The organism is Aurantiacibacter atlanticus (assembly GCF_001077815.2).
In the GTDB taxonomy this organism is placed as follows: domain Bacteria; phylum Pseudomonadota; class Alphaproteobacteria; order Sphingomonadales; family Sphingomonadaceae; genus Alteraurantiacibacter; species Alteraurantiacibacter atlanticus.
The window spans coordinates 1,611,703-1,624,073 of the sequence record NZ_CP011310.1 but is presented as its reverse complement, the minus strand read 5'-3'; the positions used below and the strand labels follow the sequence as shown (position 1 = coordinate 1,624,073).

The 12,371-nt window shown below is 56.1% G+C and carries 10 protein-coding genes; 4 read left to right on the top strand and 6 right to left on the bottom strand.

All coding sequences use genetic code 11. From position 1 onward, the window contains the following. Positions 1–394: 394 nt before the first annotated feature. From CP97_RS16635 to CP97_RS07885, 3 genes are read left to right on the top strand one after another with little or no spacing between them, the layout of a single operon-like run. A complete protein-coding gene (locus CP97_RS16635) occupies positions 395–526 on the top strand; it encodes a hypothetical protein (RefSeq protein WP_257730309.1) in 132 nt (43 codons plus the stop codon). Further along, the gene (locus CP97_RS07890) at positions 519–1,658 is read left to right on the top strand and encodes a hypothetical protein (protein WP_048885487.1); all 1,140 of its coding nucleotides are present in this window, start codon (positions 519–521) and stop codon (positions 1,656–1,658) included. The genes CP97_RS16635 and CP97_RS07890 overlap by 8 nt, the downstream gene beginning before the upstream one ends. Then, positions 1,648–2,676: a nucleotidyltransferase family protein gene (locus tag CP97_RS07885; RefSeq protein WP_048885486.1), complete on the top strand. Its 1,029-nt coding sequence runs from the start codon at positions 1,648–1,650 to the stop codon at positions 2,674–2,676. Before CP97_RS07890 ends, CP97_RS07885 begins: the two co-directional genes overlap by 11 nt. A 31-nt stretch (positions 2,677–2,707) precedes the next feature. On the opposite strand, the gene lepA is transcribed toward CP97_RS07885, so the two are convergent. Both lepA and CP97_RS07875 read right to left on the bottom strand, forming a co-directional pair. Continuing rightward, entirely contained in the window at positions 2,708–4,528 is a 1,821-nt protein-coding gene (gene lepA / locus CP97_RS07880; protein WP_048885485.1) for a translation elongation factor 4, read from the bottom strand. A gap of 60 nt (positions 4,529–4,588) precedes the next feature. Beyond that, positions 4,589–6,811 carry a putative bifunctional diguanylate cyclase/phosphodiesterase gene (locus tag CP97_RS07875; RefSeq protein ID WP_053106596.1) on the bottom strand — a complete coding sequence of 741 codons (2,223 nt, stop codon included), beginning with the start codon at positions 6,809–6,811 and terminating at the stop codon, positions 4,589–4,591. Between the two features lie 323 nt (positions 6,812–7,134). On the opposite strand from CP97_RS07875, the gene CP97_RS07870 reads away from it, so the two are divergent. Next, positions 7,135–8,451 (top strand): FAD-dependent oxidoreductase, encoded by a 1,317-nt coding sequence (locus CP97_RS07870; RefSeq protein WP_048885484.1) that lies wholly within the window; start codon positions 7,135–7,137, stop codon positions 8,449–8,451. Between the two features lie 40 nt (positions 8,452–8,491). Here the strand turns inward: CP97_RS07870 and dnaN are convergent, their stop codons facing one another. From dnaN to fabD, 4 genes are all read right to left on the bottom strand, one after another. After that, the gene (gene dnaN, locus CP97_RS07865) at positions 8,492–9,619 is read right to left on the bottom strand and encodes a DNA polymerase III subunit beta (protein ID WP_048886842.1); all 1,128 of its coding nucleotides are present in this window, start codon (positions 9,617–9,619) and stop codon (positions 8,492–8,494) included. A gap of 198 nt (positions 9,620–9,817) precedes the next feature. Beyond that, positions 9,818–10,582, bottom strand: a complete 765-nt coding sequence (gene fabG, locus CP97_RS07860) for a 3-oxoacyl-[acyl-carrier-protein] reductase (RefSeq protein WP_048885483.1) — start codon at positions 10,580–10,582, stop codon at positions 9,818–9,820. Positions 10,583–10,800: 218 nt separating this feature from the next. Further along, positions 10,801–11,400, bottom strand: a complete 600-nt coding sequence (locus tag CP97_RS07855; RefSeq protein WP_048885482.1) for a hypothetical protein — start codon at positions 11,398–11,400, stop codon at positions 10,801–10,803. 16 nt (positions 11,401–11,416) lie between these two features. After that, positions 11,417–12,349: an ACP S-malonyltransferase gene (fabD, locus tag CP97_RS07850; protein WP_048886841.1), complete on the bottom strand. Its 933-nt coding sequence runs from the start codon at positions 12,347–12,349 to the stop codon at positions 11,417–11,419. Positions 12,350–12,371 lie beyond the last annotated feature (22 nt).

The following is a 12,371-nucleotide window of genomic DNA, read 5'->3' as shown; positions in this document are numbered from 1 at the left end:
TTTGTTGTGGCCCGGGATGCGTTACAATCGCGTCGCTGATCATGGCAATGACGCCGCAAGCAAGATTTGGCGCGCACCTTTCAAAAGACGAGATAAGCGTTCGTCTGACTATTTAGGTTTAATGCCTCAACTAAAGACAGATTCAATTTGCATATCTCATCGAATCAGCATCTATTCGCATTTCCAGGGGGAGTTAAACTCATGGTTGATTCTGTAAATGAAGCTAAGGACGTGAAACAAAGTGATCGGAGGGCTTTTCTGAGCGCCTGCGGGAAGTATTCGATTACCGTTCCGCCGGTTATGACTGTTCTGTTGTCGACGTCTCTTTCCTCTCCCGCCATCGCGCGATCCGGATCAGGAGGCCCACGGGGTAATAATGGTGTAGGCAATGGGATTGATCCGCCGCCTCCCGGAAACCCGCCGATCAATGATGGACCAGGAACCGGCCCCGGAAATCCCGGCCGTCGTGCTGGAAATGGCCGTGGTGGTGGTAATCAGCGTCCTTGAACATAGTTTGCTTGGCTGACTTCCTGCCCCATGACGATGAATTGACCGCGCTGCAATCGGCCCTGCCTCTGATAGGGCTTAGCGAAAGCGCCGCTTTTACCGCATTCGATGGAAAACCAATTGTGTTTTCAGAGGCGAGCCAGTTGATACTGCAGCCGAATTCATCGGCTGCAGCTATCCTTGCCCTGCTCGACACCCCTATTCCGTTCACAACGCTGTGCGATGAAATATCGCCATCGCTTGCCGGCGGACGTCCAGAACTTGAACGCTTGCTTTGCGAATGGTCCTCTACCGGCATGATTGATGTGTTCGAGGATAGGCAAGCGCCTCCGTCGATGCCCGCTGCGACAGCGAACCTGCCTCTCATCGATGCGTCTATCACACTTCGAGCCTATGATGCCGACTCGGATTGGTTCGATTCCTATCGCCACCTTCACCAGACACTCACTCCCAAAATTGTGGCGAAGGCGTGGGCGTGGGGTGACCTTGGCATCGCCAAGCTGCCAGATCGACCTGCAAGGCTGGTCCCACGAAAGCTTCTTGCAGCGAGCTTTCGCTTCAGCATTGTAGAAGCTGCACTCGACCTGAGCACCGGCATTGCCTTTCATTGCGCCTGTCTTGTCGTCGCGAACCGCGCCATATTGCTAATGGGCCCGCCCGGTGCTGGCAAATCGACACTTGCGATGTTTGCCAGCCAGCACGGCCTGCGTCTGGGTGGAGACGATATCGCACTTTTCAATACGCAGAGCGGCGAGGTGATGCCCATGGCACTACCCCTGACATTGAAGCGGGGGAGCTGGCCGATGATTGATGGAACCACTTGGGATGAATTGCACCCGAAGCCAGAACTGCGTCAGGATGGTGAGATTGTGTATTATCTCCCGCTTCAGGACCCGCAGCATGCAAAGCCAATGAAAATCAGCGCACTCATCCAGCTTGATCGAAGCGGAGCATCCGCACATCTTTCCCCCTGGTCAAAAATCGATTGCCTGCGCCATTTGTGCAGTGAAGCCAAATCACATTCGGGCAAGGCGTCGGCGAGTGATGTCGCAGCGATGATTACCACAGTAGAAAGGGCGGAAACGCTGCGTTTATCCTATCGCGAGGCGGCGGAGGCGGGCCAATTGCTGGGTCAACAATTTGCGACCTGATCATGCGACCTTCTTTGCCTTGTGCAGCGCTCTCGACGGCAATATCCTACCGGGAACCGATTGGGAGAAAACCCTCGCATTGGCAAACAGGACATTAGTAACGCCTGCACTGGCTGACATAATGGATCAAAGCGATGAAGTGCCAGTCGAAGTAAAGGAGTTCGTCACTCTAATCGCAGAGCGCACCCACTTGCGCAACACGATGATGCGCCAACAACTCGTTGAGGCAGTCAAGACGCTCTCTGATTGTGGTATTGTCCCGATATTGATCAAGGGCGCTTCGTTTCTCGCATCCGGTCATTCCGCGCATGCTGGTAGGCTCTGCGCAGATATCGACCTGCTGCTGCTGCACGATAGTGCGAACGCTGCCATTGAGGCACTCGGGAGGATCGGCTTTACCGAATATCCATCAAGCACATTGCCCACGCATGGCATCAATTTGCAGCGACATCGCGATGTTGGCGGACTCGATATTCACTACCGGCTACGAACCTTCCAAGGAGAACGGACCTATGAAGACATTCAAGCGCTGTGCCGAGAGTCCGATTTTGAAGGTGCTTCAGTTTTAGTGCCTTCGCCTGAATTGCAGGCAGCAATCCTGATTGCACATGACCAACTACAGGAGCGGGATTATTGGCGTGGGCTAATCGATCTTAGGCACCTCGTCGATTTGCGAAACATGTTTGCGGATGCAGATGGACTGGTCTCGGAAAATATGTTGCCGCTTTTCCATCCTGGAGTAGCGCGGCGCGCGTTATCGACACAAATGCTTACTTTGCAGCATCTGTTTGACATCCCATCGCAACGTCGCTTTTCGGCAGGACCGATGGCGAGATTACAGGTGAAGCGGCGGTTTTGGCAAATCGGACGCGAATGGACGATGTATGCATTTACCGTCGTATCCTTGCTGTTCGATATGCCTGCCGCGAAGATGGTTGGCGGCAATACAGTCGGATGGCGGAGGCGTGCGCAATTTTTCAGGCGAATGTTTGCGATCAAGAAGACAACAAAGGTTTGACAGTTGCCGTGTCAAAAGCCTGAGCTGAAACCTATTCTTCTCCCATCCGCAAGGCAGCAATGAAGGCTTCCTGCGGGATGCTCACATTCCCATATTCACGCATGCGCGCCTTGCCCTTCTTCTGCTTTTCCAGCAGCTTTTTCTTGCGCGAGATATCGCCGCCATAACATTTGGCGGTCACGTCTTTGCGCAGTGCAGCAATAGTTTCGCGGGCAATGACCTTGCCGCCAATAGCGGCCTGAATCGGAATCTTGAAAAGGTGACGGGGGATAAGATCCTTGAGCCGTTCGCACATACCGCGGCCGCGTTCTTCGGCAACATTGCGGTGGACGATCAGCGAAAGCGCATCCACGGCCTCTGCATTTACCAGAATGTTCATCTTCACCAGATCGCCTTCGCGCAGGCCAACCTGTTCATAATCGAAACTGGCATATCCACGACTGATCGACTTCAACCGATCGTAAAAATCAAATACGACCTCATTCAACGGCAGTTCGTAAGTCACTTGCGCACGACCCGCGACATAGGTGAGATCAATCTGCACACCGCGCCGGTCCTGGCACAGTTTGAGTATCGCGCCGAGATATTCATCGGGCGTGTAGATGACCGCCTTGATCCACGGCTCCTCAATCATCTCAATGCGGTTCACATCTGGCCAATCAGCTGGATTATGGATGTCGATTACGGCCGCGTCCTCATTCTTTGTATGGGCGAGGTGTACGCGGTAAACCACTGAAGGTGCGGTAGTAATAAGATCAAGATCATATTCGCGGCTAAGCCGTTCCTGGATAATCTCCAAATGCAGCAAGCCCAGAAAACCGGCACGGAAACCAAATCCAAGCGCAGCGCTGCTTTCCATTTCATAGCTGAAGCTCGCATCGTTCAAACGTAATTTGCCGATGCTTTCGCGCAGCTTTTCAAAATCGGCGGCATCAACCGGGAACAGCCCGCAAAACACCACCGGCTGCACTTCCTTGTAACCTGCAAGTGCCTTTTCGGCCCCGCCCTTCACCGTGGTGATCGTATCACCGACACGCGCCTGTTCGACCTCCTTGATCTGCGCGGTGATGAAACCGATTTCGCCGGGACCGATTTCGGGCAGGTCAACGCGCTTCGGGGTAAAGGCGCCCACGCGGTCAACCAGATGCTGGGTGCCGCCCTGCATGAAGCGTATATCGAGACCCTTTTTCAGAACCCCGTCAAGCACCCGAACAAGAATGACGACGCCCAAATAGGGATCATACCAGCTATCAACCAGCATGGCCTTGAGCGACGCATCGCGATCGCCCTTTGGTGGCGGAATCTTGGTGACGAGAGCTTCGAGCACATCCTCGATCCCGATACCGGACTTGGCACTTGTCAGCACGGCATCGGATGCATCAAGACCGATAATGTCCTCAATCTCAGCACGGACCTTGTCCGGTTCGGCCGCTGGTAGATCTATCTTGTTGATGACCGAAACGATCTCGTGATCGTGCTCAATAGACTGATAGACATTGGCAAGGGTCTGCGCCTCGACGCCCTGTGCCGCATCCACCACCAGCAACGCGCCCTCACATGCGGCCAGGCTGCGGCTCACCTCATAGGCGAAATCGACATGGCCGGGCGTGTCCATGAGGTTGAGTTCGTATGTTTTGCCGTCCTTGGCAGTATAGGAAAGGCGCACGGTCTGCGCCTTGATCGTGATGCCGCGCTCCTTTTCAATGTCCATATTATCAAGGACTTGCTCGGACATTTCACGCTCCGTCAGTCCGCCGCAGACCTGAATCAGGCGGTCGGCCAGAGTGGATTTGCCGTGGTCGATATGAGCTATGATGCTGAAGTTGCGGATCAGCGAAAGATCGGTAGACATGCGCGCCCTCTAGCGGTCCGCGCCCGCCCTGTCAGCACAGATAAGCATTGTAATTAGCAATCAGCCTGCGCGCAACGACCCAGCCATGATGTCAACTTCAAGAAAACGCGGGGAGGACGACTGCCCTCTGGTAGCGCGAGGAGGCGTGTGATGCCCTGCCGGAAGGGCGCGGAGCGGCATCCCGGCTGCAGAAAGCATATAGGGCGAAACGCGGTGGCGTGTGACCAGCCCCCCTGCTCCATCACTAACCAGCGGTTTTTCGAATGACAGGCCCTGCGTTGCATCCTGCGACCGGCGCACTGTGCCAACCACCAATTGACCCTCGCCCAGATCGAGCACAAGCTGCGTACCGACAGGAACATCAACAAGCCCTTCGATACGCGCACCGCTGCGCGACAGATCCCGCAGCATCGCGGTGTAGTGGTGATCTTCGTGGATTATGCCGACACGCCGGAACAAGGTCTTGCGATCTGCGCGATGTCTGGCTGGACCGATAGGTTCATAGTGCAATTCACCGGTTGCCAGCTTTTCCATAACCGCCCTTTGCGGTACGGCGCGCGAGAAGATGAAGCCCTGCACCAGGTCCGCATCCAACGCCCCGATGCGTTCCAGCTCGTCCAGTGCCTCGACCCCCTCGGCAGTCGTGCGCATGCCCATCGCCTTCGCCAGGCTGACAATGGCGGTGATGATTGCCGCATTGGAATTATTGTTTCCCTCGGTGCAGCCGCGCACGAAGCTCTGATCAATCTTGATCTTGTCGAAAGGCGCGCGTCGCAGATATGAAAGCGATGAATAGCCTGTGCCAAAATCATCCAGCGCCAGTCGCACGCCCAGTTTGCGCAATTTCTTGAACATGACATCGGTCGCGCTGACATCACCCATAAAGACGCTTTCTGTGATTTCTAGCTCAAGCTGCTTGGCCGACAGACCTGACGCGGCAAGTGCGTTGTCAACAACGACGGGCAAATTTTCGTTGAGGAATTGCTGAGCGGAAACATTGACGGAAACCGCCAGATCGCCCGGCCATTTCGCCGCGTCCAGGCAGGCCTGACGTAAGGCCCACTCGCCCAGGGAATCAATAAGGTTACTATCTTCGGCAATCGGAATGAAAACCGTCGGACTAATGGCACCGTGTTCGGGATGTTCCCAGCGCATCAACGCCTCAAACCCGCGGACCTGGTGATCTTTTGCGCCCACGAAGGGTTGGTAGTGCATTTCGAGCTGACCATGTGCTAGCGCATCGCGCAGGTCTTCCTCAATTTCGCGGCGGTCATCCGCCGATTCTTTCAGATCATTGGAATAAAAGCGGAATTGGGCGCGCCCACCTCCCTTGGCTGCATAGAGCGCAAGATCGGTCGCCTTGATCAGTTCGTTGGGTTCAATGCCGTCGTAGGGCGCAATGGCAATACCGATTGAAGTGCCAATAATCGCACGACTGCCTTCGATGGAATAAGGCTGCGAGATCATTTGGATGATGCGATTGGCCAATTCACCCAACTCGCCGCGATCATCCAGATCGGGAACGATGACCTGAAATTCATCGCCGCCCAAGCGGCCGATCTCTGCACATGCCGGGACGATACGCTGAAGCCGCTGCGCAACCTGGCGCAGAAGCTCGTCACCAGCCGGATGGCCCAGCGTATCATTCACCTGCTTGAATCGATCGAGATCGAGCATCAACAGGGCGCATGATCTTTTTTCGACCCGATAGGCATTGAGCATCGCAGTCAGACGATTTGTCATGTGATGGCGATTGGCCAGCCCGGTGAGGGAATCGACGACAGCGGCGCGCGATGAAGCACGGGCCTGCTGGTAGGAATCACTGATGTCCTGTGCGATGCCCCGATACCCAAGGAAGCCATCCTTCTCGTCGAAATGGGGCTTTCCGGTCAGTGACCACCAGACGTCATTTTCGATAGCTGCACCATCTTCAGGTGAAATCAGATGGACGGGGTGGTGGTCAAATGTGGTGCGCGCGCTCAACATGAAGGATAGCGGCCTCGACCGACCATCACCGCTATTTGTATCGGCAGTTTCGAACACTTTGCCCAAATGTCGGCCAAGAACGGGCAAGCCTTCGGGAAAATTGCTGATTGCGCTCGGAGACAGGTAAATCAGCACGCCATCGGGATCCGTAGCCCAGAACCAGCTTACGCCCGTGCGTTCAAAGGATTCGAGGAGTTCGAGCCTGTATTTATCGTCGAATTGCGAGGCAAAGGCTGCGGCCTCAGCATCGGGCACGCGGGCACTATCGGCGCAGATGCCGCCTCTATTTCTGAACATGCCACGGACGCCCACTAGGTCGCTTCTCCAAATAGCGCCTTTCACTTGGTCCGGCGGTCAAATAGGTTTCACGTGTGATTATAGAGTGGTTTGCTTACCAAACGCCTAAATCCGGGCGAAAACGTTGACATAATCTCTAGAAAATTAGCTCATCGTGCAGATCCCGCGACTAGTATGAGTAAGCTATGTTTCTATGCACCACAGGCAAAGTGTGCCGATGTTGAGGTGATCACACGTGGATAGCGAAGCAATCTGCCCGCCTCCATTGGACGAAGCTGGAAAAACGGTTATGTTCTTGCGGACAAATGTCTCTTGGAGAACGCATGCGCCATATCGCGATCGTCGGTTCAGGCCCGGCCGGATATTATACTGCGGAAGCAGCGCTGAAGACATTTGGCGATGAAGTGCGAGTCGACGTGTTCGACCTGCTGCCGGTGCCATATGGCTTGATACGCACAGGCGTGGCGCCGGATCATCAATCGATTAAGGGTGTCGCGCGACGATATGAAAAAACCGCGCTGACCGAAAACGTGCGTTTCGTGGGAAATATCGCCATTGGCCGCGATATTGAAGTGGCGCAATTACAGGAACTATACGATGCCGTGGTGCTTGCCACAGGCGCGCCGAAAGACCGCGAACTAGGCTTACCAGGCGATGATCTGGACAATGTCTTTGGCAGCGCTGCCTTTGTCGGCTGGTATAATGGTCATCCAGAATTCGCTGCTCTTAATCCGGATCTTTCCGGCGATACGGCGGTGGTCATCGGCATGGGTAACGTCGCCCTTGATGTCGCGCGCATGCTGGCCAAGAAGGAAAGTGAGTTTGCAGGCTCCGACATCGTCGGCCATGCACTAGACGCATTGCTCGCCAGCAAGATTGAACGCATCGTGATTCTCGGCCGCCGTGGACCGCATCAGATCATGATGACGCCCAAGGAACTGGGCGAATTGGGCCAACTCGATCATGCTGCCCCGCATGTGTCCAGAAGTGATCTGCCTGACGAGGCGGAAGATGCCATGCTGGAGCCGGGCCAGCGCAAATCAGTCACGCTTTTGCGCGAATATGCCGCAACCCCCGAACACATCCGCGCGGAAAAGCGCATCGCTATTGAATTTGCGTTCTTCGCGCAGCCCGGCGCATTGATTGGCGATGGCAAAGTCGAAGCGGTCGAGATCGAACACACAGAGCTGATAAAGGGGCGAGCGGTCGGCACGGGCGAGATAGAGCGCATTCCCGCCAGCCTTGTCATTTCCTGCATTGGCTATCGGACCGCGCCCATTCCAGGTGTCCCCTTCGATACCCGGGCAGGCCGCTTCGCCAATGATGAAGGGCGAATCCTACAGGGGCTCTACTGCGTCGGCTGGGCAAGACGCGGGCCGTCCGGCACAATCGGCACCAACCGGCCTGATGGCGCGAATATCGTGGCGCAGATCGCCGCCGATATAGCCGAGGGCACGCTGGGAAATGGCGGCAAAAAGGGGCGCGAAGGTTTCGATGAATTCGCCGCCGCCAAGGGTCTCGACATAGTGACGTTCAAGGACTGGAAGAAGATCGAGCAAGCCGAATCCGCTGCCGCCCGTCAGGGCGCTCCGCGTGAAAAATTCGTCGACGTGGAAGCGATGATCAAGGCGCTGGGCTAGCCCCCAGCGCATTCACGCCTTTCTGTGCAACGGGTAACAATCAGACGCGCATCGGCATGAGCACATAGAGCGCAGGGCTGCTTTCATCTTCACGGATTAGTGTCGGCGCGCCGGCATCGGCGAAGTGCAATTCCACTGTCTCCTTGCTCAACTGTTGCAGGATATCTTTCAGATATCCTGCGTTAAATCCGATTTCAAGCGGGTCGGATGAATATTGCGAGGACACTTCCTCGACAGCATTGCCATTATCGGGGCTGGTGACAGTCAGCGTTACCTTGTCGGTATCCAGACCGATCTTGACCGCGCGGGTTTTTTCTGTGGCGATGGTGGCAACACGATCAACACCTGCAAACAGGCTTTTCGGATCAACCTTGAGCAACTTGTCATTCCCGGTGGGGATCACGCGGCTGTAATCAGGGAATGTACCGTCGATCAGCTTGCTCGTCAGCACGACACCGCCTTCTCCACCCAGGGTGAAACGAATCTTGGAGGGGCTGAGGTCTATCTGAACATTGCCCTCGGTCGCTTCTTCCAACAGTTTGCGCAATTCGGCCACGGCCTTCCGAGGCACAATCACATCTGGCATGCCATCGGCACCTTCTGGGCGAGCCATGGTGAAGCGGGCAAGCCTGTGCCCATCGGTTGCAGCTGCTTTCAACACGCCGCCATCTTCATCTGCCACATGCAGAAATATGCCATTGAGGTAATAGCGCGTCTCTTCAGTCGAGATGGCAAAACGGGTGCGGTCGATCATGTCCGCAAGCGTTTTTGCAGGCAGTTCGAAACTGGTGGGCAAATCGCCTTCCACGATCACCGGGAAATCGTCACGCGGCAAGGTCGGCAGCGAGAAGCGGCTGCGTCCGGCCTTGACCGTCATCCTGTTTTCAGCGGTTTCGAGGCTAACCTGGCTGCCATCCGCCAGCTTGCGCGCAATATCAAACAACAGATGGGCCGACACTGTGATTGCCCCGGAGCTTTCCACCGCACTGGCGCGCAGATTATCTACCACCTGCAGATCCAGATCGGTCGCCATGATGCGCAGATGGCCCCCATCTTCGGCCTCTATCAGCACGTTAGAGAGGATCGGGATGGTGTTGCGCCGCTCCACCACAGACTGGACGTGGGACAGGCTGCGAAGCAGCTCTGCGCGTTCGATGGTGACCTTCATTGCAGATACTTCCCCATTCGCGCGCGGGAGTGACCGGGAAAGCCCGGAATCGCCCACCAGCGCCGGTAAATTGCTCCCTTACCCTTAGCGCAGGGGCGTTTGCGGGCAAGGATTCGCCGTCACATGGTGGGATTCCTTGGGGAAAAGTGGAAGATTTTCCAGTTTCGCCCGCCTGCCCCGCCGATGCAACGGAATCGATTAGCTCAACATCGCCATACCGCCATTGACGTGAATCGTCTGACCAGTGACATAACCCGCCTCTTTCGAGGCCAGATAGGCAATTGAAGCACCGATATCATCGCCCTCGCCCATGCGGCCCATCGGGATGCGGCCATTGATCGCATCCTTCTGCTTGTCATCCAGCGCCTCTGTCATGGCCGAACGGATGAAGCCCGGTGCCACGCAATTGACAGTAATGCCACGGCTGGCGACTTCTTGTGCAAGGCTTTTCGACATGCCGACCAGACCGGCCTTGGCGGCGGTATAATTCATCTGCCCCGGATTGCCCGTGGTGCCCACCACGCTGGAAATGCTGATTATGCGACCGAACCGCTTCTTCATCATCGGGCGCACACTTGCGCGCATCAGGCGAAAGCTCGCCTCAAGATTGATGCGGATCACGTCATCCCATTCATCATCCTTCATGCGCATCGCCAAATTATCGCGCGTGATGCCAGCATTGTTTACAAGAATGTCGATCCCGCCAAAGGTATCCACGGCTGCAGGTACCAGTTCTTCGACCTGCTGCGTATCCGACAGATTGCAGGTGATCTCCACATGTCCATCATGATCGTGATGCTTGAATTCGCTATTCAGTTCTTCGCGAAAAGAGCGCAACTTTTCCCCGTTGGAACCCGATAACGCCAGTCGTGCGCCCTGCGATGCAAGCGCGCGAGCAATGGCAGAGCCTATGCCGCCGCTCGCCCCGGTAACAAGGGCGGTCATTCCTTCGAGTGAGAACATGGGCCGGGCAGTCCTTTAGTTATTGCGTTGCGCCAGTCTGTTGCGCGTGACTGCGCCTCTGGTCAACCGCCGCGATCGGGGCGTGGGCGACATCGTTGGGGAAAGTCGGTGCGCCAAACTTCGCTGACGACTTTGCCATCCAATCGCGGTTTCACAAACTCATCGCGCATCTGCGCTGATAGTCCTCTTGCAGGACGGTGTCGCGAGCTAAAAGTAACTCAATGCAGCGTGTCAAACTCGCGACGGCCGATGCGTTGCAGGCCCATGAAGCCAAGTATGATGCCGATCCTTTCGGCCACGGCTTCGCTTTGGGAACCGGTGTTCAGGCCCGCGCTTACGATGAAGGCGCCAATTACCATCGCATCGCCTTCGCCCATCGCGCCATCACCCTCGTTCATGCCTTGAAAAACGCTGTTTTCGATGATCGACCAGAGCCTTTCATGATTGCCCGTGGCCAGCGCGCTATCGAGGCGCTGCAATTGGTCTTCAGTCAGATGGCCCGATTTTCGATAAGTGATTTCATTGATCCGGCCCAGTTCGTAAAGGGTGGCGAAACGCGATTGTTCTTCATTCCAGCGATTGCTTCGACCGCAACTTTGCACAGCGGTCATCGCGATATCACCCATCCGATCAAACACCTCCTGATGTATTTGCGATCCGGTTACGAGATTAGGGCCAAGCTCCCTCAATTCCTCGGTCTGTTCCGCCGAATACTGGCCTTGCATGCAGTGAACGCCCTGGCCCTGCGCGAATGCTGGATTCGCCGCCAGTGGCAGCGCCAATGCGGCCGTGATTGTCCAGAATGCCTTGCGCCCCATCACTTTCCCCCCTTGTTCAAAGCTCTTTGGCAAAAGCCTCTATATCGTCCATTCCCACGACGCTGGTGACCGCCACATCGGGCGCGATCTTGCGGATCATCGGCCCGAGCACCTTTCCGCCCAGTTCAACAAAATGGTTTATGCCAGAATCCTGCATCGCAATCACGCATTCGCGCCAACGCACGCGCCCTGTGATCTGTTCGACCAGCAGACCCTTTTGCGTGTCAGCATCGGTAATCGGCGTGGCGGTGACATTGGCATAGACCGGCAGGCGAAACGCCTGCGGCGGCGTGTTTTCCAGCGCCAGTTTCATGCGCTGGGCGGCAGGCTGCATCAATGAACAATGAAACGGTGCTGAAACCGGCAGTTTGATCGCCCTTTTGCAACCGTATTCCTTGGCCATTTCCACCGCGCGATCAATCGCCTCTGCATGGCCGGACAATACGACCTGCCCCGGATCATTATCATTGGCGACTTCGCAGACCTGCCCTTGCGCCGCGGCATCGGCCAGCTTCTGCGCCTTTTCAAGATCGGCTCCCAGCAAAGCGCACATCGCGCCAAGGCCTATGGGAACAGCATCCTGCATGGCAATGCCGCGCAATCGCAGCAGCTTTGCAGTATCGGTCAGGCTGAAGGCGCCAACACTGGCAAGCGCGCTATATTCGCCCAGCGAATGGCCCGCCACCGCTTCACCCTTTTCGGAAAGAGACACGCCGCCGTCTTCCAGCACCCGCGCCACTGCCAGCGCATTAGCCATGATGGCGGGCTGCGCATTGGCAGTCATCGTTAATTCGCTTTCCGGCCCGTCGCGCATGAGGGCAGACAGCTTCTGCTTGAGCGCCTCATCCACTTCTTCGAATACTTCGCGCGCGGCGCTGCTGGCCTCAGCCAGTTCCACGCCCATGCCGACCTTTTGGCTGCCTTGCCCTGGAAAAACGAATGCGATCATCAAACTCTCCTTTGCGCGCGGG